Origin of the sequence: Murinocardiopsis flavida (assembly GCF_003014485.1) — a bacterium.
Classification (GTDB): domain Bacteria; phylum Actinomycetota; class Actinomycetes; order Streptosporangiales; family Streptosporangiaceae; genus Murinocardiopsis; species Murinocardiopsis flavida.
The window spans coordinates 179,308-203,493 of record NZ_PYGA01000016.1 but is presented as its reverse complement, the minus strand read 5'-3'; the positions used below and the strand labels follow the sequence as shown (position 1 = coordinate 203,493).

21 protein-coding genes are annotated in these 24,186 nt (G+C 75.2%); 14 read left to right on the top strand and 7 right to left on the bottom strand.

The window, feature by feature from the left end:
• Positions 1-94 precede the first annotated feature (94 nt).
• The gene (locus tag CLV63_RS22015; protein ID WP_106585058.1) at positions 95-1,129 is read right to left on the bottom strand and encodes a serine hydrolase domain-containing protein; all 1,035 of its coding nucleotides are present in this window, start codon (positions 1,127-1,129) and stop codon (positions 95-97) included.
• The gene (locus tag CLV63_RS22010; protein WP_106585057.1) at positions 1,126-1,959 is read right to left on the bottom strand and encodes an IclR family transcriptional regulator; all 834 of its coding nucleotides are present in this window, start codon (positions 1,957-1,959) and stop codon (positions 1,126-1,128) included. Before CLV63_RS22010 ends, CLV63_RS22015 begins: the two co-directional genes overlap by 4 nt.
• An 83-nt stretch (positions 1,960-2,042) precedes the next feature.
• Between CLV63_RS22010 and CLV63_RS22005 the strand changes: the two genes are divergently transcribed.
• The 5 genes from CLV63_RS22005 to CLV63_RS35150 are packed head-to-tail and all read left to right on the top strand — an operon-like array spanning position 2,043 to position 7,033.
• A complete protein-coding gene (locus CLV63_RS22005) occupies positions 2,043-3,596 on the top strand; it encodes an ABC transporter substrate-binding protein (protein WP_106585056.1) in 1,554 nt (517 codons plus the stop codon).
• The gene (locus CLV63_RS22000) at positions 3,593-4,528 is read left to right on the top strand and encodes an ABC transporter permease (RefSeq protein ID WP_106585055.1); all 936 of its coding nucleotides are present in this window, start codon (positions 3,593-3,595) and stop codon (positions 4,526-4,528) included. The genes CLV63_RS22005 and CLV63_RS22000 overlap by 4 nt, the downstream gene beginning before the upstream one ends.
• Positions 4,525-5,427, top strand: a complete 903-nt coding sequence (locus CLV63_RS21995; RefSeq protein WP_106585054.1) for an ABC transporter permease — start codon at positions 4,525-4,527, stop codon at positions 5,425-5,427. Before CLV63_RS22000 ends, CLV63_RS21995 begins: the two co-directional genes overlap by 4 nt.
• A complete protein-coding gene (locus tag CLV63_RS35155; protein ID WP_342751429.1) occupies positions 5,424-6,221 on the top strand; it encodes an ATP-binding cassette domain-containing protein in 798 nt (265 codons plus the stop codon). The genes CLV63_RS21995 and CLV63_RS35155 overlap by 4 nt, the downstream gene beginning before the upstream one ends.
• Positions 6,218-7,033, top strand: coding sequence for an ATP-binding cassette domain-containing protein (locus CLV63_RS35150; protein ID WP_342751427.1), 816 nt, complete (start codon positions 6,218-6,220; stop codon positions 7,031-7,033). Before CLV63_RS35155 ends, CLV63_RS35150 begins: the two co-directional genes overlap by 4 nt.
• Positions 7,034-7,065: 32 nt before the next feature.
• On the opposite strand, the gene CLV63_RS21985 is transcribed toward CLV63_RS35150, so the two are convergent.
• Positions 7,066-8,025 carry an ROK family protein gene (locus tag CLV63_RS21985; protein WP_106585053.1) on the bottom strand — a complete coding sequence of 320 codons (960 nt, stop codon included), beginning with the start codon at positions 8,023-8,025 and terminating at the stop codon, positions 7,066-7,068.
• 41 nt (positions 8,026-8,066) lie between these two features.
• On the opposite strand from CLV63_RS21985, the gene CLV63_RS21980 reads away from it, so the two are divergent.
• Together CLV63_RS21980 and CLV63_RS21975 are read left to right on the top strand one after the other, a co-directional pair.
• A complete protein-coding gene (locus CLV63_RS21980) occupies positions 8,067-8,831 on the top strand; it encodes a creatininase family protein (protein WP_211301414.1) in 765 nt (254 codons plus the stop codon).
• A gap of 31 nt (positions 8,832-8,862) precedes the next feature.
• Positions 8,863-9,990 carry a mandelate racemase/muconate lactonizing enzyme family protein gene (locus tag CLV63_RS21975; protein WP_106585051.1) on the top strand — a complete coding sequence of 376 codons (1,128 nt, stop codon included), beginning with the start codon at positions 8,863-8,865 and terminating at the stop codon, positions 9,988-9,990.
• A gap of 72 nt (positions 9,991-10,062) precedes the next feature.
• On the opposite strand, the gene CLV63_RS21970 is transcribed toward CLV63_RS21975, so the two are convergent.
• On the bottom strand, positions 10,063-10,914 hold the full coding sequence (locus CLV63_RS21970; RefSeq protein WP_245928974.1) for an SAM-dependent methyltransferase: 852 nt from the start codon (positions 10,912-10,914) through the stop codon (positions 10,063-10,065).
• A 279-nt stretch (positions 10,915-11,193) separates the two neighbouring features.
• On the opposite strand from CLV63_RS21970, the gene CLV63_RS21965 reads away from it, so the two are divergent.
• The 3 genes from CLV63_RS21965 (at position 11,194) to CLV63_RS21955 (ending at position 14,309) form a co-directional block, all read left to right on the top strand.
• On the top strand, positions 11,194-11,592 hold the full coding sequence (locus CLV63_RS21965; protein WP_106585050.1) for an STAS domain-containing protein: 399 nt from the start codon (positions 11,194-11,196) through the stop codon (positions 11,590-11,592).
• A 260-nt stretch (positions 11,593-11,852) separates the two neighbouring features.
• Entirely contained in the window at positions 11,853-13,070 is a 1,218-nt protein-coding gene (locus tag CLV63_RS21960; protein WP_106585049.1) for an MFS transporter, read from the top strand.
• 177 nt (positions 13,071-13,247) lie between these two features.
• Positions 13,248-14,309 carry a fatty acid desaturase family protein gene (locus tag CLV63_RS21955; protein ID WP_106585048.1) on the top strand — a complete coding sequence of 354 codons (1,062 nt, stop codon included), beginning with the start codon at positions 13,248-13,250 and terminating at the stop codon, positions 14,307-14,309.
• Between the two features lie 17 nt (positions 14,310-14,326).
• On the opposite strand, the gene CLV63_RS21950 is transcribed toward CLV63_RS21955, so the two are convergent.
• Genes CLV63_RS21950 through CLV63_RS21940 form a run of 3 tightly spaced genes read right to left on the bottom strand, consistent with a single transcriptional unit; the run spans position 14,327 to position 18,488 of the window.
• Positions 14,327-15,949 carry a thiamine pyrophosphate-binding protein gene (locus tag CLV63_RS21950; RefSeq protein WP_106585047.1) on the bottom strand — a complete coding sequence of 541 codons (1,623 nt, stop codon included), beginning with the start codon at positions 15,947-15,949 and terminating at the stop codon, positions 14,327-14,329.
• Between the two features lie 56 nt (positions 15,950-16,005).
• Positions 16,006-16,962, bottom strand: coding sequence for an agmatinase (gene speB, locus CLV63_RS21945; protein WP_106585046.1), 957 nt, complete (start codon positions 16,960-16,962; stop codon positions 16,006-16,008).
• 41 nt (positions 16,963-17,003) lie between these two features.
• Complete coding sequence (locus CLV63_RS21940; protein WP_106585045.1) at positions 17,004-18,488, bottom strand: sodium:solute symporter; 1,485 nt, start codon at positions 18,486-18,488, stop codon at positions 17,004-17,006.
• A 147-nt stretch (positions 18,489-18,635) separates the two neighbouring features.
• On the opposite strand from CLV63_RS21940, the gene CLV63_RS21935 reads away from it, so the two are divergent.
• From CLV63_RS21935 to CLV63_RS21920, 4 genes are all read left to right on the top strand, one after another.
• Positions 18,636-20,162 carry a PucR family transcriptional regulator gene (locus CLV63_RS21935; protein WP_106585044.1) on the top strand — a complete coding sequence of 509 codons (1,527 nt, stop codon included), beginning with the start codon at positions 18,636-18,638 and terminating at the stop codon, positions 20,160-20,162.
• 130 nt (positions 20,163-20,292) lie between these two features.
• Positions 20,293-20,988 (top strand): ANTAR domain-containing protein, encoded by a 696-nt coding sequence (locus CLV63_RS21930; protein ID WP_106585043.1) that lies wholly within the window; start codon positions 20,293-20,295, stop codon positions 20,986-20,988.
• Positions 20,989-21,123: 135 nt separating this feature from the next.
• Positions 21,124-22,668, top strand: coding sequence for a PucR family transcriptional regulator (locus tag CLV63_RS21925; RefSeq protein WP_106585042.1), 1,545 nt, complete (start codon positions 21,124-21,126; stop codon positions 22,666-22,668).
• Positions 22,669-22,799: 131 nt separating this feature from the next.
• Complete coding sequence (locus CLV63_RS21920; RefSeq protein ID WP_281260752.1) at positions 22,800-24,059, top strand: NAD(P)/FAD-dependent oxidoreductase; 1,260 nt, start codon at positions 22,800-22,802, stop codon at positions 24,057-24,059.
• The last annotated feature ends 127 nt before the right edge of the window (positions 24,060-24,186 follow it).

Here is a 24,186-nt window from a genome sequence, read left to right as displayed (position 1 = left end):
CCGCAGGCCGGCCCCGCGCTACGAGCCTGGTAAGACCGTGAAGCGGGCAGCCAGCCTCGAACAACACCGCCAGCAGCAACCATAAAACTCAAGCTCAGCCCGTGCCGGAACCCGCCGCCGCGGTGTGGAAGTCCCTGCGGAGGGCGACGATCGCGGGGTTGTCGCGTGTGGGGTGCACCCGGTTGGTGAGCAGGACGTAGTACCGCCCCGCATCGGGGTCGACCCACAGGCTCGTGCCGGTGAACCCGGTGTGGCCGTAGGAGCCGGGGCCGATGGCGCACCCGGCGGGGGAGTCCATGGAGTCGCGGCGCATCCAGCCGAGCCCCCAGCTCTGCCCGCCGCGCTCGACCCGCTCCGACGCCATGCGGGCGAACGCGTCGGCGCCGAGCAGCGCGCCGCCGCCGGCGGCGAGGGCGCCGCCCAGGCGCTCCATGTCGGCGAGCGTGCTGAACAGGCCGGCGTGCCCGGCCGCGCGGTCGAGGACGACCGCGTTCTCGTCGTGGACCTCGCCCATCACCAGGTGCCCCCGCCAGGCGCACTCCTCGGTGGCGACCGCGCGCAGCCGGTCGGCGGGGCCCGGCCGGAACATCGTCGACGCCATGCCCAGCGGGCCGGTCACCAGTTCGGCCACCAGCCGGTCGAGCGGCGTGCCGCTCGCCGCCTCGGCGATCATCCCGGCCAGGATGAACCCCTGCGAGGAGTACTCGATCCTGCTGCCGGTCGGGGCCGGGAGGGGCGAGGTGCGCATCGTGTCGAGCCACGCGCCGCGGTCCGGGTGCTCCCAGAACAGGGGGGTGCGGCCAGGCAGCCCGGAGGCGTGCGTGAGCAGCTGGTGCACCGTGACGGCGGCCTTGTCGCCGCCGCGGTACCCGGGCAGGTGGTCGCCGATGGTGTCGCCGAGTCCGAGCACACCCCGTTCGACCAGCGCCAGGACGGCGATGGCGGCGATGGGCTTGGTCACCGACGCGAGGTCCCACAGGCTGTCCTCGGCGACGGGCGCGCCGCCCCAGGAGACCGTGCCGAGCAGGCCGCGGTCGACGGGGCCGTCGGCGCCGCCGATCGACCACGCCGCGGCGGAGAAGACGCGGTCGCCGCGCGCTGCGGCGAGGAGCGCCGCGGGCCCGCTCACGCGCGGCCCCCCTCGGACAGGCGGAGCGCGGCCGGGCGGCCGAGGGCCTCGGTGAGCCGGGCCGCGGCGTCGCGCACGATCGGCCCGTACAGCTCGGCGGTGTCGGCGCCGAGCGTGAAGGTCAGGCCCGCGACGCCGATCGCGCCGACGGGGCGGCCGGTGGCGTCGAGTACGGGGGCGGCCACCGAGCGGACGTGCGGCTCGTACCGCTCGCTCTCGACCGCGAAGCCCTGCTCCGCCGCCGTCGCGAGCGCGCGGCGCAGTTCGGCGGGGTCGGTGGGCAGGTGCGGCGCGGGATCGCCGGGCGGGGCGGCGAGCGCCGCGGCGACGTCGGCGGCGCCCGCCCGGCTCAGGATGGCGCGGCCCATCCCGGTGCAGTGCAGGGGGACCTCGCCGCCCGCCCGCGTGCTCATGCGGTACCCGCGGTCCGGGTCGACGGTGTCGACGTAGACGGCGCGGTCGCCGTGCCGGACGGCGTAGTGCGCGGTGTGCCCCGTGCGCTGCTGGAGGTCGTGCAGGAGCGGCCGGGCGAACCGGCTCTCCCTGCTCGCGGCCAGCGCGGCGGACGCCATGCCGAGCAGCCGCGGCCCGACGTCGTAGCCGCCGGGGACGGCGGCGGCGTAGCCCGATTCGCCCAGGGTGTGCAGGGTGCGGTGCACGGTCGCCTTGGCGAGCCCGGTGTGCCGGGCGATGTCGGACAGGCGGTGCGGGCCGTCCGGCCGGACCAGCGCGGTCAGCACGTCGAGCGCCTTGTCCACGGCGGTCCTGGTGCCGGGGGTGGACCCCGCTGCGGCGCCGTCGTCGGCGGCTTCATTGACAGCCCTCTGCATGGGGCTTAGCTTAACCCACATGCGTTCCGTTGTGCGGAACGTCTCATGAAGAAAATGGAACAATTTCGGGAGGGAAGAGCACTGTGGCCCGTCCGGCTGACCGCATCACGCGGCGCGACGCGCTGCGGCTCGGCGGCGCGACGCTGTCGGCCCTGGCGCTGCCCGGCCTCCTCGCCGGCTGCGGCGGCGCCGCGGCCGGCGGCGGCAGCGACATCCTCCGACTCGCGCAGTCAGCGGATCCCCAGACACTCGATCCGCAGAAGCAGGGCGACATGGTGTCCATGAACGTCCTCGTGAACATCTTCGACACCCTCACCGCCGCGACACCGCAGAACACCATCGGGCCGGGCCTGGCGCTCTCCTGGACGGCGCTCGACCCGAAGACGTGGCGGTTCCGGCTGCGCCGCGGCGTCGCCTTCCACAACGGCGAACCGTGCGGCGCCGAGGCCGTGAAGTTCAGCATCGAGCGCCTCCTCGACCCCGAGACGCGCTCGCCCATCGTGGAACTCCGCTTCGTCGAGGGCGCCACGGTCGTCGACCCCTACACGGTCGACCTGCACACCAGCGAGCCCGACCCGATCCTGCCCGCCAAGGTCTCCCTGTTCGGCGGGGTGATCCTGCCGCCGAAGCTGCTCGCGGAGACCCCGCCGGAGGAGTTCGCCCGCGCCCCGGTCGGGACCGGCCCGTTCGTCTTCGAGAGCTGGCGCCGCGCCCACGAGGTCCGGCTGCGCGCCAACACCGACCACTGGAACGGCCCGCCCGGCGTCGGCGGCCTGGTGTTCCGGCCCATGCCCAACGCCGCGTCCTCCCTCGCGGCGATGCAGAGCGACGAGCTGGACATCGTCACCGGCCTGACCCCCGACGCGGCGCTGCAACTCGACGGCTACCCCGGCATGCGGATCGAGAGCCACCCCGGCATCCGCACCGCCTACCTGTCGCTGGACACCGAGGACGGCCCGCTGCGCCACCGCAAGGTGCGCCAGGCGCTGAACCACGCCGTGAACGTCCCCCTGCTCATCGAGGCGGTCCTCGACGGCAAGGCCCGCGAACTCCCCACGATGATCCCCCGCGAGTCGTTCGGCTTCGACAAGGCCGTCGAGCCCTACACCCGCGACGTCGGCACCGCCAAGCGGCTGCTCGCCGACGCCGGCTACCCCGACGGCTTCGCCACCACGATCACGGCGTCCAACGAGGACGCCAACGTCGCCGAGGCCATCAGCGGGCTGCTCGCCGAGGCCGGGGTGCGCGCGAAGGTCGCGCTGCTCGACCCAGGGACCTACTCGACCCGGCTCACCTCCGCGAACAAGCGGGCCCTCGGGCCCATCTACCTCGCGGCGAGCACCGGCTGGACCATGGACGGCCAGAGCCTGGTGCAGTCCAACGTGCGCAGCGACCGCCGCCAGAGCCGGTGGGACTCCGCCGAGGCCGACGCGCTGATCGACGCCCAGGAGCAGTCGGTCGACCCCGAGGAGCGCGAGGAGGCGTTCGCCGCGCTCCAGCGGCTGCTGAAGAAGGAGGCGCCGTTCGTCTTCCTCTACCAGCTCGACAACATCTACGCGCGCAACGCCCGGCCCCGCTGGGAGCCCGGTGTCACGGGTTCGCTGACCATGGCCTCGGCCGAACTGGAGGAGGCATGAAGACCCTCCCGATCCTGCGCGCCGCAGCCGTGCGCCTCGGCAGCGCCGCCGTGGTGCTGCTGTGCGTCGCCACCGTCGCGTTCTTCCTCGTGCGGCTCTCCGGCGACCCGGTCAAGGTGCTCCTGCCGCCCGACGCCACCGCCGCGCAGGAGGCCACGCTGCGCGCGAGCCTGGGCCTGGACCGGCCGCTCGCCGTGCAGTACCTCGACTACCTGTGGGGCCTGCCGCGGCTCGACTTCGGCACCTCGCTGTTCTACGACCAGCCGGTGGCGACGGTCCTGCTGGAGCGGCTGCCCGCCACGCTGGAGCTCGCAGCGGCGGCTCTGGCGGTCGCGCTGCTGATCGCCGTGCCCGCCGGGATCCTCGCCGCGGTGCGCCGCGGCCGGGCCGGCGACACCGGCGTCATGGCCGGTGTGCTCATCGGCCAGTCCACCCCGCCGTTCTGGGTGGGGATCCTGCTGATCCTGGTCTTCGCCGTGCAGTTCCGCATCCTGCCGGCCTCCGGGTACGGCACCGCCGCGCACCTGGTCCTGCCCGCGGTGACGCTCGCGATCTACTCCGTCGCCGTCATCGCCCGCCTGCTGCGCTCCGCGCTGATCGACGTCCTCGGCGCCGACTACATCCGCACGGCCCGCGCCAAAGGGCTCGGCACCGGCGCCGTCGTGCTCCGCCACGGGCTGCGCAACGCCTCGCTGCCGGTCATCACGGTCGTCGGACTGGAGGTCGGCAGCCTCCTCGGCGGCGCGATCCTCACCGAGCAGGTCTTCGCCTGGCCGGGGGTGGGGCGCCTCACCGTCGAGGCCGTCGCCAACCGCGACTTCCCGCTGGTGCAGGCCACCGTCCTGTTCTTCGCCGCGACCTTCGTGCTGGTGAACCTCCTGGTGGACCTCTCCTACACGCTTCTCGACCCGAGGGTGAGGGTGGCCGAATGACGGCGCCGACTCCGACGACGGACCCGACCCCGCCTGCCGCGCGCGGCATCCCCTCCGGCGTGCGCGCGGTCCTGCGCAACCGGCTCGCGCTGGCCGCCATGGCCGTGCTCGCGGCCATGGCCCTCGCGGGCCTGTTCGCCCCCCTGGTCGCCCCGCACGACCCCAACGCCCAGGACCTGCTGGCGCGCCTCCGCCCCCCGGCCTGGCTCGACGGCGGGGCGCCCGGCCACCTGCTGGGCACCGACCAGTTGGGCCGCGACCTGCTCAGCCGCCTCGTCTACGGCGCGCGGGTCTCGCTGCTGGTCGGCTTGAGCGCGGCCCTGCTCGCCGGGGTGATCGGCGCGGTCGTCGGCCTGGTGTCGGGGTTCCTCGGCGGCTGGCCCGACCGGGTGCTGATGCGCCTCGCGGACATCCAGCTCGCGTTCCCCTCCATCCTGCTGGCCCTCGCGATCGTCGGCTTCGTCGGCTCGGGCCTGTGGACGGTGATCCTCGTGCTCGGCGGCACCGGCTGGGTGGCCTACGCCCGCGTGGTGCGCTCCGAGGTGCTGTCCCTGCGCACACGGGACTTCGTGACGGAGGCCCGCGCGATCGGCGCCGGCGACCTCGCCATCATGCGGCGGCACCTGCTGCCCAACGTGATGGCGCCCCTGGCGACCATCGGCACCCTCCAGGTGGCGGCCGCGATCGTGGCGGAGGCGTCGCTCAGCTACCTCGGGCTCGGCGTACCCAAGGAGATCGTCACCTGGGGTGCGATGCTCTCCGACGGCCAGCTCTACCTGGGCACCTCGTGGTGGATCGCGGTGTTCCCCGGTCTCGCCCTGATGTGCACGGCCCTCGCGATCAATGTCACCGGCGACGTCCTGCGCGACGTCGCGGACCCGAAGGCGTACCGCCGATGAACACGATCCTCGAAATCAACGACCTCAGCGTCGAGTTCCGGCTCGGGACCGGGACCGTGCGCGCCGTCGAGAACGTGAGCATGCACGTCGCCGCCGGCGAGACCCTCGCGGTGGTGGGGGAGTCCGGCAGCGGCAAGACCGCCACCGCGCTGTCGGTCCTGCGCCTCAACCCCGCCCCGCCCTGCGTGTACAGCGGCGGGGAGGTGCTGCTCGACGGCCGCGACGTCCTCACCCTCTCCGAGAAGGAGCTGCGCGCCGTCCGCGGCAACGACGTCGCCATGATCTTCCAGGACCCCATGACCAGCCTCAACCCGCTGGTGAAGGTCGGCGCGCAGCTAGCGGAGGTGCTGCGGGTGCACCAGGGAGCCTCGCGCGCCCAGGCCCGCGCCGCCGTCGTCCCGGCGCTGAGCGAGGCCGGGATCCCCGACCCGGAGCACCGCGCCGGCCAGTACCCGCACCAGCTCTCCGGCGGGCTGCGCCAGCGCGTGATGATCGCCATGGCGCTGATCGGCCGCCCCCGTGTCCTCATCGCCGACGAGCCCACCACCGCGCTGGACGTCACCGTGCAGGCCCAGATCCTGGACCTGATCGCCGAGCTCGGCCGCCGCCACGGCATGGCGGTCCTGCTCATCACCCACGACCTGGGCGTGGTCGCCGAGGTCGCCGACCGGGTGGTGGTCCTGAACCAGGGCCGGGCCGTGGAGACCGGCGACGTCATGGACGTCCTCACCGACCCGGCCGACGACTACACCCGCGCCCTCCTGCGCGCCACACCAAGGCTGGAGCTGCCGTGACACTGCTGGAACTGCGCGGGCTGCGCAAGGAGTACGGCGGCCGCATCGGGCAGGCCGCAACGGTCGCCGTCGACGGCGTCAGCCTCGCCGTGGCCGAAGGCGAGACCCTCGCGCTGGTGGGGGAGTCGGGGTCGGGCAAGACGACGCTCGTCCGGCTGCTGCTGCGCCTCACCGAGCCCACCGCCGGGCAGGTGCTGTTCGACGGCGGCGACCTCGCCGGGCTCACGCCCGCGCGGCTGCGCGCGGTTCGCCGCGAGATGCAGGTCGTCCTCCAGGACCCCTACTCCAGCATGAACCCGCGCATGCGGGTGACCGACATCGTCGCCGAACCGCTGGTGACCCACGACCCCGCCGTCCGGGGCCGCGCGCGCCGCCCCGGCCTGCGCGAACGCGTCGGCGGCCTGCTCGAGGCCGTCGGCCTGCCCGCAGCGGTGCAGGACCGCTACCCGCACGAGTTCTCCGGCGGGCAGCGCCAGCGCATCTCGATCGCCCGCGCCCTCGCCCTGGAACCGCGCCTGCTGGTGCTGGACGAGCCGACCAGTGCCCTCGACGTCTCCGTGCAGGCGCAGGTCCTCGACCTCCTCGCGGAGCTCCAGCGGCGGCGCGGCCTCACCTACGTGTTCGTGTCGCACAACCTGGCGGTGGTGCGGGCGGTCGCCGACCGGGTCGCCGTCATGCGGCACGGCCGCATCGTCGAGATCGGGCCGGCCGCCCAGGTGTTCGACGCGCCCGGGCACGCCTACACGCGCGCCCTGCTCGACGCGGTGCCCGACCCCGACCCGCGCCGGGCGCGGCGCAGGAAGGCCGGCTGATGGGCCGCTGCCGCGGAGCGGCGCCCGGGGACTCACGCCTCCGACAGGACGAGCCCGGCCCCGCCGAGGAGGGCGGCGTCGTCGCCGGTCTCCTCGCTGAACCGCACCTCGGGCGCCGGGGCGCCGGTGCCAGAAGCGGCGTCGCGCAACCGCGACTCGATGCCCGCGCGGAGCCGCTCGCCGCCGCCGCGCGCCCCGCCGTGCAGCACGAACAGCCCCGGCGCGCAGAGCTGCTGGACGTTGGCCAGGCCGAGGGCGAGGTTCGCCGCGTACTCGTCCAGCAGCGCGGCGGCCGCGCCGCCGCGCCCGGCCGCGGCGGCGAGCGCGCCGACACCGGTGCCGGGCGGCAGGCCGAGGGCCGCGGCCCGCTCGCGCAGCCACCCGTCGGTGGCGACGGTCTTCCAGCACCCGCGCGCGCCGCAGGTGCAGGCGCGGCCGCTCGCAGCGACGGTCATGTGCGCCCCGCTGCGGCCGCCGGGCGGGGCGAGCACCCGGCCCTCGTACAGGATGCCGACGCCCAGCACCTCCCCGGTGGCGACCGAGGCGAACGAGGCGCGCCCGCGCCCCGGCCCGAACCAGCGGTCGCCCATGACCTGGACGCGGGCGCGGTGCTCGATGTGCACGGGCAGGCCGGTCAGCCCGGTGAGGACTTCGGCGACCGGGTAGCCGCGCAGCCCGGGGACGTCGTTCACCTCGAGGATCACCCCGGTGGCGGGGTCGACCAGGCCGGCGGCCGCGATGCCGATGCCGCACGGCCGCCGCGCCCCGAAGCACTCGCGCACCGCGCGCCCCAGCAGCGCCGCGAACTCCCGCGGCGCCACCGACGCCGCCGGATAGGGCACCTCGGAACGGCGCAGGAACGCCCCGCCCATGTCGAGCAGCGCCGCGCGGATGCGGCCGGGCAGCAGGTCGACCGCGCCGATCGCCGGGGTCGGATCGGCCGTCGCAGGCGCGGTGACCAGGCGCAGCGCCGTGCGCCGCCGGGAGTCCATCCTGTCACCCTGCCACGCCGATCACCGGAACGGGAGCCGTCTTGCCTGATTTGACCCATATGACGTGGCGCGAGGTGCGCGACGCCGGACGCGCCTCGATCGCGCTGCTGCCCATCGGATCGCAGGAGCAGCACGCCGCGCACCTGCCGATGGGCACCGACACCGTCCTCGCCGAGGCGGTGCTCGACGCGGCGCTGGAGCGCCTGGGCGGCGACGGGCCGCCCGTCGTCCGGCTGCCCGCGCTGCCCTACGGGCACAGCCCGCACCACGTCTTCGCCGCGGCGGTGTCGCTGTCGGCGCCGACCCTGCTGGCGGTCCTCGCCGACGTCCTCGACTCGCTCGCCCGCAGCGGCTTCCGCCGGATCATGGTCGTCAACGGCCACGGCGGCAACGACGAGGCCATGCGCCTCGCCGTCAAGCGCTTCGCGCTGGAGACCGACGTCGCCCTCGCCGCCTGCTCCTACTGGTCGGTGACCGACGGCGGCACCGAGGGCGAACGCCCCGACGCCACACCGGGCCACGCCGGGTGGTTCGAGACCTCGCTGATGCTCGCCGCCCGCCCCGAATCGGTGCGCCGCCCGGTGGCGGCGGGCGGCCCGGCCGAGGCGCCGCTGTTCGACCGCCCCCCGCACCCCGGCCTGACCGTTGAGCGCCACGGCGAGTGGGAGCGCGCGGGCGGGACCACCGACGACGCCTCCGGCGCCACAGCGGAGGACGGCGCACTGCTGCTCGCGCACCGGGCGGCCGGGCTCGCCGCGGCGATCCGCGGGTTCGACACCGCGACCCGGCAGAGCCACGGCTCCTGAGGCGCCACGACACGACGAGGGAGGACCCGATATGAAGATCACCGAGACCGACGTGTGGGTACTCAACCTGCCGTTGAAAAACCCGTTCACCAGCTCGTTCGAGACCAAGACGGGCGAGACCCGGACCGTGGTGCGGATCCGCACCGACACCGGGGTCGAGGGCTGGGGCGAGACGATGTGGGGCCGCCCCGTCGCGGCCCTGGTGCGGCGCCTCGCCGCCGACCTGGTCGGCACCAGCCCGTTCGCGCTGGAGGCGTTCCACCGGCGCAACCACATGGTGCCGTTCTTCCACGGCTACCTGGGCTACGCCGCGCTCGCCGCCATCGACGTGGCGTGCTGGGACGCCATCGGCAAGGAGACCGGGCAGTCCCTCACCGACCTGCTCGGCGGTGCGGTGCGCGACGAGGTGCCGATCACGGCGCTGATCACCCGCGCCGACGCCCCGGGGGCGGCGGGGGCCGACCTCGGCCCCGCGCTGGCCGAGCACGCCGCGCGGGTGGTCGCCGAAGGCGGCTTCGGCGCGGTCAAGCTCAAGGGGACCGCCGACGTGCGGGGCGACGTCGCGATCCTGCGGGAGCTGCGCGCCGTGCTGCCGGACGTGGACCTGCGGGTCGACCCCAACGCGGCGTGGTCGGTGCCCGACTCGGTGCGCGCCGGGATCGCGCTGGAGGAGCTCGACCTCGAATACCTGGAGGACCCCTGCCCCGGCATCGAGGGCATGAGCCAGGTGCGCGCCAAGGTCCGCATCCCGCTGTGCACCAACATGTGCGTGGTGCGCTTCGAGGACTTCGCCCCCGCGATGCGCCTCCAGGCGGTCGACGTCGTCCACGGCGACGTCTACAAGTGGGGCGGGATCTCCGCGACCAAGGCCCTCGCCGCGCACTGCGAGACCTTCGGCCTCGGCATGAACCTGCACAGCGGCGGCGAGCTGGGCATCGCCACAGCGGCGCACCTCGCGGTGGTCGCTAGCACCCCCGTGCTGTCCCGGGCGATCGACAGCATGTACTACCTGCACGACGACGACATCATCGAACCGCTCGAACTCAGTGCAGGGCGGATCCGGGTGCCCGGCGGCCCGGGGCTCGGCGTCACCGTGGACGAGGACAAGCTCGCCCACTACGCCGCGGTCAACGAGAAGGAGGGCGACCTCACCGGTTGACCGGTGCGGCCGCCCCCGCTGCCGTCCGGTGCCGCCCCGGCGCGCTCCGCGCACCCGGGCGGCGCCGCGCGGCTACGGCTTGCGGAGGACCCCGCCGAGCTCCCACACGCTCTTGCCCGCTGTGGACTTGCCGAGGTAGGGGCGCAGCGGCGCGGGCACGGGGTCGAGCGCCGGCTGCGCGGGGTCGGGGCGCCATTCGGCGACGTCCACGAGGCCGGGCGCGACCGGTTCGAGCCCTTCGGTGAACGCGTGGACCTCCGCCGGGCGCCGCACCCGCCCCCACGGGCCGAGCGCGAGCATCCCCTCGGTGAACGCGTCGCCCGCTGCGACGTCGTCGCTCACCAGGTGGGACAGCGCGAGGTGGCTGCCCGAGGGTACGGCGTCGAGCATCGCCCGCACGGCGGCCCCGGGGTCGGCGGAGTCGGGCAGGCAGTGCAGCACGGAGAAGTAGAGCACGCCGACCGGCTCGGTGAAGTCGATCAGGTCGCGCAGCTCCGGCTGCGCGAGGATCTCCGCGGAGTCGGACATGTCGGCGGTGATCACCACGGTGTCGTCGCTCTCGACCAGCAGCGCGCGCCCGTGGGCGAGCACGATGGGGTCGATGTCGACGTAGACGACCTTGGCGCCCGGGGTGAACTCCTGCGCGACCGAGTGGACGTTGTGCGCGGTGGGCAGGCCGCTGCCGAGGTCGATGAACTGGCGGATGCCGGCGTCGCGCGCGAGGTGGCGCACCGCGCGGTACAGGTACAGGCGGTTCTCCCTGGCGACGTCGAGCATCTCCGGCGCGATCTGCGCGAGCCCTTCGGCAGCGGCGCGGTCGACGTCGAAGTTGTCCTTGCCGCCCATCCCGTAGTCGTAGATGCGGGCCACGGTCGGCTGGTCGGTGCGGATCTCGGTGGGGATGAACTGCTCGCCTTCGATCACTCGGCCTGCACTCCTCAATCTGCGCGCGAACCCCTGCGAATACGGCGATCCTATGCGGTCCGGCGGCCGGATCGCCGCCGATGCGGCGGCGGCGCCGCACGGTTCGACGGGCGGCGGAGTTCGATTCCTGGTCAAGGCCGGTCCAAGAATCGACCACGTCAGGTGACGATTCGATATACACACCGTAGGGTCGGCACGCGGGTGACGACCACCCCTCCCTGCCTCCGCCCGTTGAACCGGCCCGACCCGCAACGGCGCACCCGACCGGATCGGAGAGCCATGCCCGAGCGCTCCCTCACCCTGACCGTGGAGCACCTGGGTCCGCGCGCCCTCGTCGTGCTCCCGGACCTCGTGGACGCCGCATCGCAGCGATCGGTCGGCGAGCAGGTGCTCGCCGCGCTCGACGCCAGCGGCGGATCCCTGATCATCGACATGTCCGACGTGACCTTCATCGACTCCGCGGGCCTCGGCGTGCTGATCTCCGCACACCGCCGCGCCCGCGAGTCCGGCGCCGGGCTGGCCGTGGTCGCCGAGCACCCGATCGTGCTGTACATGCTCGAAATCGCGGGCGCCGACCAGCTCTTCACCGTGTACCCGAGCGTGCACGACGCGCTGTACAACGACCCCGCCGCCGACCCCGCCGCCGATCGGCCGAGGGCGGTGCGCCCGGCCCGCTGACCCCGGCGGTCCTTGGACGGGTGCCGAAGTGCACCGTTGTATACGGCTCCGGTATCGTTTCGGCCGGTACCGGCGGACGCCGGTGCCGCAGGCCGTGTCCTGCGCGCCGTTCCGGGCCCGCGGGCCCCCGCTGCGCGGCGATCGCGAAGCGGCGCAGCAGGGGCGGCCGAGAGCCTTTCCACACCCCCGTCCACGCCCCCAGGGGACCGCCCGCGCCGCGCCCGGCGCGCTGAGAGGAGCCGGCGTGCGCGCGCCATCCCATGACCCGACAGGTCGCCGCCGTGCGCGGTGAACCCGGCCGCGGCGGCGCCGGCTGGCTGTGGTGGCTCATGGTGTGCGTGGTCTGCACCCAGACCGCGCTGAACCTCGCGCGGCCGCTCATCTCCTACCGGGCGATCTCCCTCGGCGGCGACGCGCTCGCCATCGGCCTGATCACAGCGGCCTACGCGCTGCTCTCGCTCGTCGTGGCCGTTCCGCTGGGCCGGCTGACCGACCGCGTCGCCCGAATGGGCTGGATCGTCGCCGCCGGCTGCCTGCTGCTGGCCGCCGCGCCCCTGCTGCTCGCGGTCGCACCGTCGCTCGGGCTGATCGCCGCGGCGGGGACGGTCCTGGGGTTCGGCCACATCGTCTTCATGATCGCCGGGCAGGGCATCATCGCCCGCGCCTCCCCGGAACGGCACCTCGACCGCAACTTCGGCTGGTTCACCGCCGCCACCTCGGTGGGGCAGATGGCGGGCCCGCTGATCGCCGGCCTGCTCCTCGGCAATGCCCGCGGCGCCGCACTGCACGGCCCCACCACCGAGGCGCTGGTCGTCGCCGCCGTCATCGCCGCGTGCGGGCTCGCGGGCGTGGCCGGGCTGGCGCGCAGCGGGCCCCGCACCCCCGCCAGGGAGCGGGATTCCGCGCCCCCGATGCCCGTAGGCGTCCTGCTGCGCCGGCCCGGCGTCTCCGCCGGTTTGTTCGTCAGCCTGGCGCTGCTGTCGTCGGTCGACCTGCTCACCGCCTACCTGCCGCTGATCGCCGAGCAGCGGGGCATCGCCCCGTCGGTCGCCGGGCTGCTGCTCGGCGTGCGCGCGGGCTTCTCGATCCTGTCTCGGCTGCTCCTCTCGCGGCTGCTGGACCGCTGGTCCCGGCGCGCCCTCGTCGTCGCCAGCGCGCTGGGCGCCGCGGGCGCGCTCGCGGCGGTGACCGTGCCGTTCAGCGGCCCGTGGACGATGGGCGCCGCGCTCGCCGTCGGCGGCTTCCTGCTCGGTGTGGGCCAGCCGCTCACCATGACGATGGTGGTGCGCGCCGTCCCCGACGACGCGCGCAGCACGGCGCTCGCCCTGCGGCTGTGGGCGAACCGCATCGGCCAGGTGGCGCTGCCCGCCGGCGCCGGGGTCGCCGCGGCGTCGTTGGGTGCCGCGGGCGCACTATGGTTCGCCTGCGGGGTTCTCACGCTCGCCGCGGGCGCGGCGCGCACGGGGCGCGGTGGCTGACCTCGCCGGGGGCTCCCGATAGGGGTGCCTGCACCACCATCGACTGGAGAGTGCGCGCCATGGAATCGCACCGCAACCGTCCCATAGTTTGATCAGAGCGGTATCGGCGGTCGTCACGTACCGGCCGCTGCACTTTCCGATGCCGGACCCCCAAGAGAGCAGGCGGTCGCCGTGGCGATGTCGAACGGTTTCAAGGAGAAGGAGGACGGTCCGCCCCAGCGGGCCGGCAGAGGCGACGGGAAAGCGGGCAGCGACTTCGCCCGGTTGTCCCGGATCATCGTGGCCGAGGGCCTCCTCGATCGGCGCCCCGTGTACTACGCGGTGCGCGTCTCGCTCATTCTCGGCCTGCTCGCCGCCGGCTGGGCGGCCTTCGTCCTCATCGGCGACAGTTGGTGGCAGGTCATCACGGCCGTCGTCCTGGCGGTCGCGTTCGGGCAGGTCGCACTGGTCGCCCACGACCTCGCGCACAAGCAGATCTTCCGGTCGCGGCGGGCCAGTGAGACGGCCGGCCGCATCGTCGGCAACCTCGGTATCGGCATGGGCTACGGCTGGTGGATGAACAAGCACACCCGCCATCACGCCAACCCCAACCACGAGGAGCTCGACCCCGACGTCGAGCCCGACATCTTCGTCTGGTCGGAGGGGCAGGCGCACGAGGCCAAGGGCCTGGCGCGGATCCTCGGCGGCTGGCAGGCGTTCCTGTTCTTCCCCCTCCTCACCCTCGAGGGGATCAACCTGCACGTGTCGAGCGTGCGCGCGTTGTCGCGGCCGACGATGAAGCACCGCTGGCTGGAAGGCGTCCTGCTGTTCGCGCACTTCGGCGGGTACCTCGCCGCGCTCTTCATGGTGCTCTCGCCCGGCAAGGCGCTGGTGTTCCTCGCGATTCACCAAGGGCTGTTCGGGGTGTACCTGGGCAGCATCTTCGCCCCCAACCACAAGGGCATGCCGACCCTCACCAACGAGGACTCCCTCGACTTCCTTCGGCGCCAGGTCCTCACCTCGCGCAACGTCCGCGGCGGCTGGTTCACCGACGTCGCCCTTGGCGGCCTGAACTACCAGATCGAGCACCACCTCTTCCCCAGCATGCCGAGCGTGAATCTGCCCCGCGCCCAGCGGATCGTCCGCGACTACTGCGCGGAGATCGACGTCTCCTACCTGGAGACCAGCCTGATCGGGTCCTACAAGCAGGCGCTCGGCAGCATGCACCGCGCCGGGGCGCCCCTGCGCGCCAAGGGCTGACCCCGCGCGCTTCGGCGTCAGCCGAGGTGCGTCGGCGCGAACATGCGCGGCACGGCGGGCAGCAGCACCACCGAAGGGCCCGGCTCGGCCAGCGACCCCGCCAGGTCGTCGGCGAGCCGGTCCGGCGCGGTGCGGACGGCCGCGACCCCGAATGACGCGGCGAGCGCCGCGAAGTCCGGGCGCGCCAGCTCGGTGTGCGCGGCGGCGCCGTACGCGTCGGCCATGTACTCGCGGAGGATCCCGTAGCCGCCGTCGTCGACGATCAGCCAGGTGACGTCGAGGCCGTGCTGGCGGGCCGCCGCGAGTTCGGCGATCCCGTACATCGCGCCGCCGTCGCCGGAGACCGCGAGCACCGGGCCGCCGCCGACGGCGGCGGCGCCCAGCGCCGCGGGGAAGGCGAAGCCCAGGCCCCCCGCGCCCTGGGCCGTGTGCATGGTGCCGCCGCGCGGGTCCCACGCCGACCACGCCCAGTACGCGAGGACCGTCATGTCCCAGAAGCTCGGCGCGCCGTCGGGCAGGGCCGCGCGCATCGACGCGAGGATGCCCTGCTCCGCCCCCAGGTCCTGGGCCGCCAGGCGCGCGGCGACCTTGGCCCGGACCGCCGACACCTCGTCCTCGACCGCGCGGTCCGCCGCGCGCGGGCGGACCCGCCCGGCCAGGGCGCGCAGGGTCGCCGCCGCGTCCGCGTGCACGCCCAGGGCGGGGTGGTTCGCCTCGATCCGGCCGAGGTCGGCCTCGACCTGGATGATCCGGCCGCGCGGCCGGAACGTGTGGTAGTTGCTGGACAGCTCGCCCAGCCCCGACCCGGCGACCAGCAGGACGTCGGCCTGCTCCAGGTAGTCGGTGAGGTGCCGGTCCTCCAGCCACGACTGGAGCGACAGTTGGTGCTCCCACGGGAACGCGTCCTTGCCGCCGAACGTGCACGCCACCGGCGCCCGCAGCCGCTCGGCCAACTCCAGCAGGGCGTCCGCGCCGCCGGAGCGCACCACCCCGCCGCCCGCCAGGACGACGGGCCGGCGCGCGCCGTCGAGGAGGCGCGCGGCCTCCTCGACGAGCTCGGGCCGCGGCGGCAGCGGGACGGGGGAGCCGTCGACCCCGGTGACGGGCGGGGCCCCGGCCGGCCCGGTCAGGACATCCTGCGGGATCTCCACCCACACGGGCCCCGCGGGTGCGCTCGCCGCGCTGCGCCACGCCGCGGCGATCGCCGAGGGGATCTGCGACGGGTGCCGCGCCTCGTGCGTCGACTTCACGACCCCGCGGAAGCTCGCCTGCTGGTCGGGGAGTTCGTGCAGGTAACCGCGGCGGGCCCCGCCGAGTCCCGCTGCGGGGACCTGGCTGCTGATGGCGAGCACCGGGACACTGGACTCCCTGGCCTCCTGGAGGGACGCCAGGGTCAGCAGCGCGCCCGGCCCGGTCGACACCAGCAGCGGCGTCACGGCGCCGGTGCGGCGCGCGTGCCCGTCGGCGGCGAACGCCGCGTTGTTCTCCACCCGGTTGGCGACCAACCGCAGCTCCGGTGTGCGCCGCAGCGCGTCGAACAACCCGAGGGCGTGCTGGCCCGGGATCCCGAACACGGTGCGCGCGCCCAGGGCGGTGAGGGTCTCCACGGCCAGGTCGCCGCCGGTGCGGACAGTGTTCACGGCTGCTCTCCTCCCAGGGGCGCCCGGCCCGCCCGCCGGCGACCCTACCGGCCGCGCTATTGAGCGGTGTGCGCGGTGTGCAGGGTCAGGACGCTGATCAGGTCGTAGGCCAGGTGCGCGGCCGCGGTCGCGGTGATCTGCGCGTGGTCGTAGGCCGGCGCCACCTCGACGACGTCGGCGCCGACGAGGGCGCAGCCCGCCAGCCCGCGCAGGATCTCCAGCAGCTCCCTGCTGGTCAGGCCCCCGGCCTCGGGGGTGCCGGTGCCGGGGGCGTGCGCCGGGTCGAGCACGTCGATGTCCACGGAGACGTACAGCGGCCGGGAGCCGATGCGGGCGCGCAGCGCGTCGGTGATCTCGTCGACCCCCTTGCGCAGCACGTCGGCCGCCGTGACGATGCCGAACCCGAACCGGCGGTCCGCGGCGAGGTCCGCGCGGCCGTAGAGCGGGCCGCGGATCCCGACGTGCGAGATCGCCTCGGTGTCGAGGAGCCCCTCCTCGACCGCGCGGCGGAACGGGGTGCCGTGGGTGTAGGGCTCCCCGAAGTAGCTGTCCCAAGTGTCGAGGTGGGCGTCGAAGTGCAGCAGCGCGACCGGCCCGTGGCGCCGGTGCAGCGAGCGCAGCAGCGGCAGCGCGATGGTGTGGTCGCCGCCGAGCGTCACCAGGCGCGTCCCCGACCCGGCGAACCCCGAGGCGGCCGCGTCCAGCGCCTCGACGGCGTCGCCGATGGAGTACGGGTTCACGGCGATGTCGCCCGCGTCGGCGACCTGCGCCGCAGCGAACGGCGACACGTCCAGCGCCGGGTGGTAGGGGCGCAGCAGCCGGCTCGCCTCGCGGATCGCGGCGGGGCCGAAACGGGCGCCGGGCCGGTAGGAGACGCCGGTGTCGAACGGCACCCCGACGACCGCGATGTCGGTGTGCGGCACCTGGTCGATCCGCGGCAGCCGGGCGAACGTCGCCGGCCCCGCGAAGCGGGGGACGAGGCTGGAGTCGGTGGGGCCGATCGGGGTGGACATCGCGGCGGTTCCTTTCCGGGGAGGACTGCGCGGACGGTGGGTCACGGCTCCCGGCGCGCGCCGGGCACCGGTGCGGCGGCGTCCGCGCCGCGGACCCGGCGCTGCCACGCGGCGAGGACGTCGGGGTCGGTGGGCCGGGTGGCGAGGCTGACCGCGACGTAGGCGGCGAGCGCAGCGCCGAGGCCGTAGTAGATGGGTTCGTTCGCCAGCAGCCCCTTGGCCGCCATCGTGGCGACCACCGTGACCGACCCGGCGAGCATGGAGCACAGCGCGCCGGCCCGCGTCCCGCGCCGCCAGGTGAGCCCGCCGAGGATGGCGACGAGCAGCCCGCCGACGAGGATGTTGTAGGCCACGGTCAGCGCGGCGACGACGTCGGCGACCAGCAGCGCGACCCCGATCGTGCCGACGCCCAGCACGAAGGTGCAGATCCGGTTCGCGGAGAGCTTCCCGCCCGCGCCGCCGCCGTCCGGCCGCTCCTCGCCGCCCGGCCCGGCCCACAGCCTGCGCACCTGCGGCCACAGGTCGGTGGTGGTCACCGTGGAGCAGGCGATGAGCGCCCCGCTGGCAGTGGACATCACGGCCGACAGCGCCGCGGCGAGCACCAGCCCGGAGACCCCCGGGGGCAGGGTCGCCCCGACCATGAGGGTGAACGCGTCGTCGGGCTCCGCGAGGCCGGGGAACAGCACAGCGGCCGAGGTGCCGACGAGCGCGCCGGCCACGGCGAACACCAGGCAGTACACCCCGGCGCCGAGGCCGCCGACGGTGGCGACGCGGTCGTCGCGGCCGGTGAACACCCGCTGCCAGATGTCCTGGCCGATGAGCAGCCCGAGGGAGTACACGAGGAAGTAGGTGAGGATGGTCTGCCCGCCGATCGCGGCCGGGTCGAAGTAGGACGGGTCCAGTTCGGCGCGCATCCCCGCGAAACCCCCGGCGTGCCAGACGGCGACGGGGGTGAGGATGAACAGCAGCCCCACGGTCTTGATGACGAACTGCACGATGTCGGTCATGGTCACCGACCACATGCCGCCGAGGGTGGAGTACAGCACGACGATCGATCCGCCCAGGACGATCGCCGCCGCCCGCGGCATGTCCAGCAGGCCGCTGAACACCGTGGAGAACGCCAGCGTCGAGGGCACCGTCAGCATGAACGTGTAGCCCCACATCACGAGCCCCGACACCGCGCGCGAGTTCCCGCCGTAGCGGAGGTCGAGCATCTCCGACACCGTGTAGACGCGCAGCCGGGAGATGCGGCGGGCGAAGACCGCGTGCAGCGTGAGGATGCCGACCCCGATCGCGGCGACCAGCCACGCGCCGGAGATGCCGTGCGCGTAGCCCAGCCCGATCCCGCCGATGGTGGAGGCGCCGCCCAGGACCACCGCCGCCATCGTCCCCGCGTACATGAAAGTGCCGAGGCGCCGCCCCGCCACGAGGTAGTCGGACCTGGTGCGGGCCCGGCGCATGCCCCACCAGCCCAGCGCGACCATGCCGAGCAGATAGCAGGCGATCACGGCGATGTCGATGGTCATGGGTGCCTCCGTCGGTGGGCCGCTGGAGCCGGGGGCGGCGGGTTCCCTGCACCGTAAACAGCCGTTAATGTCGGCGTAAGTGGGTGGATCGCACCGTTGGCCCGGCGAATCTGTGCGGTCCGGCCACCCCGGCGAGAGGGCTCAGCGGTGGCACCGAGCGGCGACCCGACCGACCCCGACGGACGCGGCGGCCACGCGGCCCGGACCGTCCCGCTGAGCGCCATCACCGACCGCAGGGACCTCGCGCTGCGCCGCCGCACGCCCGCCGCCGGGCCCGAGCCGCGCGTGCGGTGGGCCGTTGTCAGCGAACTCGCCGATCCCGCCCGCTACCTCACCGGCGGCGAGCTGCTGCTGTCCGCGGGGGTCGACATGGCGGCCGACCCCGCCCGGCTGCGCGCCTACGTGGCTGGGCTGGTCGCGTCCGGGGTCAGCGCCCTGGGCTTCGGCGTCACCCCGGTGTACGACACGGTGCCCGGCGCACTGGTCGAGCAGTGCCGCGCCCAAGGGCTCCCGCTGCTCGAAGTGCCCGAACGCACCCCGTTCGTGGCGGTCAGCCAGGCCGTGGGCCAGGCGCTCGAGGAGCTGCACGTCCAGGAGGCGCGCAGGCTCGGCGAGGCGCACCGCGCGCTCGCCCGGGCGGCGACCGCCGCGTCACCGGTCGACCGGCTCGTCCGCACGCTCGCCGACGCGCTGGGCTGCTGGGCCGCCGTGGTGCCCGGCGGCCCGGCGGACCCGGAAACCCCGCCGCTGAGCGGTGAGGTCGCGGCGCTGGCCGGCCGGCTGTGCCGGCCGAACGGCCCGCGCAGCGCCAAGGCCCGCATGGGGCCCGACGAGGTGTTCCTGCACGGCATCGGGGAGCCGCCCGAGCGCGCCGAGGTGCTCGTCATCGGCCGCCCGGCCCCGTTCGGCGGCACCGACCGCGCGGTCCTGGGCACCGCTGTCGCGCTGCTCGGCCTCCTGCCGGGCGGCGGCGCGGCCGACCCTCCGTGGCTGCCCCTGACCCGGCTGCTCCTCGACTCCGCGCCGGTCGCGACCCTGGCACCGTTGGCGGCCGGGCTCGCGGGCGGGTCGGGCACCGCGTTCCGCGTCCTGCACGCCTGCCGCTCCGGCAGCGGGCCCGACACCGCCGCGCCGCCCGAGCGGTTCGGCACCGCGCTCGTCGACACCGGCGGACCCGGCGGCACCGTGCGCGCGGTGGTCGGCGACACCGGCGACCGCGCCGCGCACTGGGCGCACCTGCGCGCGCTGCACGGGCGCGGCTGGCTGGGGGCGCTGAGCGGCCCCGCCGGGCCCGAGGGCCTGCACCGCGCCGACCGGCGGGCCGCGGCACTGCTCGAACGGGCGCGATCCGCGGGGGCGCCGCTCATCGCGGCCGAGCACGCCGACCCGCTGGACGCCGCCATCGCACCCGAGGACGCCGGGGCCGCCGCGGCGGCCATCCTCGGCCCCCTCGCCGGGAGCGGCCCCGACGCGCAAGGGCTCCGCCGCACGCTGCGCGCCTGGCTCGCCCGGCACGGCAACTGGGGCCGCGCAGCGGGCGACCTGGGGGCGCACCGCAACAGCGTCCGCTACCGGATCGGCAGGGTCGAGCGCGACCTCGGCATCGACCTGGGCGACCCCGAGGAGCGGATGCGCCTGTGGTTCGCGCTCACCCGGTTCGACCCCGGCGGCTGACCCGCGGGGCCGGGCGGGCGCGTGGGCCGTCGCGCCACGTGGTGTGAGGCCGGTACTGGAGGGCAGGGGACTGCTATCCGCAGCCCACCGCCTCCGCCGCGGCGGCGGCCGACATGGGGAGGAGAACGGCGTGAAGCCCCGCCTGCGCACCGACACGCCCGAGAGCACGGCGTCCTCTCCCGAGGCGCGTCTCGACCGCCTGGTCAGCGAGGCCGTCGCCGTCGTTCCGGGCTGCGCGGCGGCGCTGGCGGTGGTCTGGCGCGCCGGTGCCGCGGAGATCCTGGTCTCCTCGCACCCCGACCTCCCGCTGGTCGACGCGGTGGGTACCGGCACGGCGGACTGGCCGGTCCGGCACGCCTGGGCCACCGGCGCACCGGTCGAGATCGCCGACACGATGCGGCCCGGCCCGTGGCCGAACTTCACCCGGCTCGCGCTCGCCGCGGGCGTGCGCTCGATGCTCATCGTCCCGGCCCGCACCGACTCCGGCGCCCTCACCCTGGAGCTGTGCGGGCTGCGCCCCGGACTGTTCGAGGACGGGGAGGCGCACGCGCTCGCGTGGGGCCTGGTGCGCCAGGCGAGCGCCGCACTGCGCGCCGACGACGAGGCGGACAAGGAGCGCGCCACGGCCGCGAACCTGCGCAACGCCCTGCACACCCGCCCCGTCATCGACCAGGCCGTTGGGGTGCTCATGCACGCCAGGGGATGCGGCGCGCGCGAGGCGTTCGAGGCCATGTCGGCGGCCTCGCAGCAGGCCAACGTCCGCCTGGTCGAGATCGCCCGCCGCCTCGTCGCCGACCCCGCAGCCATCGACCTCCCCGGCGGGTGACGGCCGCCGTCGGCCGCCCGGATGCCGGGCTCGGCGCCGCCGGCCGCGCGGGGGAGCGGTCCGGCCGCGGGCCGGCGGCGCGCGCAGTGCCTATGCTGTCCGACATGGTCACGTATCGCCGCGCTCGGGTGCGCCATGGTCACGGTTGACCGCCTGGTCAACGTCCTGAGTACCTACGGCGGCCGGCTGTGCTGCTGTCCGCTGCCGCGCGCGACCGCGCTGCGCAGCGTCGCCGTCCACGACCCCGCCGATCCGCGCCCCGCCACGGGGGAGGTCTTCCTCGCGGTCGGCGCCGCATCGGCGGTCGAGGCGGTGCGCTGGGCGGCCCGCGCGCAGGCGGCCGCCGTGGTCCTGCGGGACGGCGGCGACATCGCCGAGGAGGTGCTCGACGCGGCGCGCACGGCCGCGGTCGCGCTGATCGCCGTCGACCCCGCCGTGTCGTGGAGCCAGCTGTCCGCGGTGGTGTTCGGGCTGGTCCTCGACGGGCGCGAGTCCGATGCCGGGCGCGGCCCCACCGACCTGTTCACACTCGCCGACTCGCTGGCCGAGGAGGTCGGCGGGCCTGTCACGGTCGAGGACCGCTTCTCCCGCGTGCTCGCCTATTCCAGCCGCCAGATCGGCGCCGACCGCGCCCGCCACGAGACCATCCTGGGGCGGCGGGTCCCCGAGGGCGTCCGCGCGGCGATCGCCCGGCAGGGCGCGTTCCGGCACCTCGACGCCTCCGACGACCCCCTGTTCGTGCGGCCCTCCGCTGCGCACGGCCTGCACGGGCGGGCGGTCATCGCGGTGCGTGCCGGGCGGGAGCTGATCGGTTCGATCTGGGTGGAGTCGGAGGCCCCGCTGACCGGGCCCAGGGCGGCCGCGCTGCGGGCCGGCGCCACGGCGGCGGCCCAGCACATGCTGCGGATCAGGGCGGGCGCCGACCTCGAACGGCGCATGGAGTCCGACTGCGTCATCGGGCTGCTCGAAGGCAGCGCCGACACGCTCGGCCTGCTCAGCCGCCTCGGCCTGGCGTCCGCTCCGGCGCGGGTGGTGGCGCTGCGGGCCCACGGCGCGGACTCCGGCCACGCCGCCGTGCTCCTCGCGTTCGAGCGCGCCACGCTGGGGTTCGGCTGGACCCGGCCGGGCCGCAGCGCCCTGTCGGGCAGCACCGTGTACACCGTCCTGCCCGGCGGCGGGGACGTCGCCAAGGCCCGCGCCTGGATCGCCTCGGTCGCGGAGGACCTGCCCGCAGGGGTCGTCGTGCGCGCGGGGATCGGCGGCCCGGCCGAGCCGGCGCTGCTGCCCGCGAGCCGCAGCGAGGCCGACGAGAGCCTGGCCGTGCACGCGCTGCGCGACCCGGCCGCCCCCGCCGTCGCCTACGACGAGGCGTGGGGCGCGGTGCTGCTGGAGCGGCTGCGCGCGGCGGCCGCGGCCGGGCGCACCCCCGCCCGCGGGCCGCTGCACGAGCTGCGGCGGTGCGACGCCGAGCAGGGCACCCGCCACGTGCCCACGCTGCGGGCGTGGCTGGACGCCCAGGGCGACGTCGGGGCCGCGGCGCAGCGGCTCGGCGTCCACCGCAACACTGTCCGCTACCGGATGCGGCAGCTGGCGCAGGTCGCCGACCTGCGGCTGGACGATCCCGAAGGGCGGCTCGCCCTGATCATCGCCCTGGCCGCCCAGGATCCCGCGGCGGGCTGAGCACCGCGCGGTTGTGCGGCGGGGACAACCGCGCCCGCGCGGATTGTGCACGCGGGCCAGTTCCCCCGCGGCCGTTCCGGTCCATGATCACCGGGAGAGATCCGGATGTGCGGAGCGGAGAGGTGGCGGTCATGGCAATGGGGCGAATGGACGGCGGCCCGGCGAGCGCGGTCGTCGTGGGGGCCGGTGTCGTGGGCCTGTCGACGGCCTGGTTCCTCCAGGAGCGGGGGGTCGAGGTCACGGTCCTGGACCGCCGCGGGGTGGCGGCGGGCGCGTCCTGGGGCAACGCGGGCTGGCTGTCCCCGGGGCTGTCGATCCCGCTGCCGGAGCCCAGCGTCCTGCGCTACGGGCTCCGGTCGCTCGTGAGCCCCAGCGCGCCCCTGTACGTCCCGATGAGCCCCGACATCGGGCTGTGGAGCTTCCTCGCGCGCTTCGCCACGCACTGCACCATGGGGGCCTGGAAGCGGGGCATGCGCGGCTACCTCCCCGTCAACTCCGAGTGCCTGGACGCGTTCGACACCCTCACCCGCAACGGGGTGGAGTCCCCCACCCACGAAGCGCCCATCACGGCGGCGTTCGCAAAGCGGGAGCAGGCCAAGGACCTGCGCCACGAGCTCTCGCTGATCGCCGAGGCGGGGCAGGACGTGCGGTTCACCGAGCTGACCGGCGACGAGGCGCGGGCCGCCGTGCCGCAGATCGCCGGCGGGGTGCAGACCGCCATCCGCCTGGAGGGCCAGCGCTACGTCGACCCCGGCGCGTTCGTCGCGTCCCTGGCCGCCTCGGTGCGCGAGCGGGGCGGGGTCATCGAGGAGGACTTCGAGGTGGCCCGGCTGCGCCCGGACGGGGGAGGGGCCGCCGCGGAGGCGGCCGACGGCCGCCGGGTCACGGCCGACGCCGTCGTGCTGGCGACGGGCACCTGGCTGCCGGGGCTGGCGCGCCCGCTGGGGGTGCGGACGCAGGTGCGCGCGGGCCGCGGGTACTCGTTCACCGTCCCGACCGACGCGCCGGTGCCCGGCCCCGTGTACCTCCCCGCGGTCCGCGTCGCGTGCACGCCCTACCAGGGCAAGCTCCGCGTCGCGGGCACCATGGAGTTCCGCCGCGCCGAGGCGCCGCTGGACCCCAAGCGCATCGACGCCGTGGTCCGGTCGGCGCGGCCGCTGCTCAGCGGGGTGGACTGGGATCAGCGCAGCGACGAATGGGTCGGCTCGCGCCCGGTGAGCACCAACGGGCTCCCGCTGATCGGCGCCACCAAGGCGCGCGGCGTCTACGTCGCGGGCGGGCACGGCATGTGGGGGCTCACCCTGGGCCCGGTCACCGGCCGGCTCCTCGCCGAGCAGATCACCACCGGCAAGCAGCCCGAGCAGCTCCGCCCGTTCAGCCCCACGCGCTGACGGGCCCGGGAACCCCCGGCGGCGCGGGCCCGCGCCGCCGGGTGCGGAGGCGAGGAGCAGCGACGCCGGGATCCCGGACCTGCCGCTCCCCTTCCGGGGAATAGCGGAGGGCCGAAACCGATTCTGA

Coding starts and splice junctions, on each gene's coding strand:
- CLV63_RS22010 (WP_106585057.1), bottom strand. CDS start 1,959: ATGCAGAGGGCTGTCAATGAAGCCGCCGACGACGGCGCCGCAGCGGGG.
- CLV63_RS22000 (WP_106585055.1), top strand. CDS start 3,593: ATGAAGACCCTCCCGATCCTGCGCGCCGCAGCCGTGCGCCTCGGCAGC.
- CLV63_RS21995 (WP_106585054.1), top strand. CDS start 4,525: ATGACGGCGCCGACTCCGACGACGGACCCGACCCCGCCTGCCGCGCGC.
- CLV63_RS35155 (WP_342751429.1), top strand. CDS start 5,424: ATGAACACGATCCTCGAAATCAACGACCTCAGCGTCGAGTTCCGGCTC.
- CLV63_RS21985 (WP_106585053.1), bottom strand. CDS start 8,025: ATGGACTCCCGGCGGCGCACGGCGCTGCGCCTGGTCACCGCGCCTGCG.
- CLV63_RS21975 (WP_106585051.1), top strand. CDS start 8,863: ATGAAGATCACCGAGACCGACGTGTGGGTACTCAACCTGCCGTTGAAA.
- CLV63_RS21965 (WP_106585050.1), top strand. CDS start 11,194: ATGCCCGAGCGCTCCCTCACCCTGACCGTGGAGCACCTGGGTCCGCGC.
- CLV63_RS21960 (WP_106585049.1), top strand. CDS start 11,853: ATGACCCGACAGGTCGCCGCCGTGCGCGGTGAACCCGGCCGCGGCGGC.
- CLV63_RS21955 (WP_106585048.1), top strand. CDS start 13,248: ATGTCGAACGGTTTCAAGGAGAAGGAGGACGGTCCGCCCCAGCGGGCC.
- speB (WP_106585046.1), bottom strand. CDS start 16,962: ATGTCCACCCCGATCGGCCCCACCGACTCCAGCCTCGTCCCCCGCTTC.
- CLV63_RS21940 (WP_106585045.1), bottom strand. CDS start 18,488: ATGACCATCGACATCGCCGTGATCGCCTGCTATCTGCTCGGCATGGTC.
- CLV63_RS21925 (WP_106585042.1), top strand. CDS start 21,124: ATGGTCACGGTTGACCGCCTGGTCAACGTCCTGAGTACCTACGGCGGC.
- CLV63_RS21920 (WP_281260752.1), top strand. CDS start 22,800: ATGGCAATGGGGCGAATGGACGGCGGCCCGGCGAGCGCGGTCGTCGTG.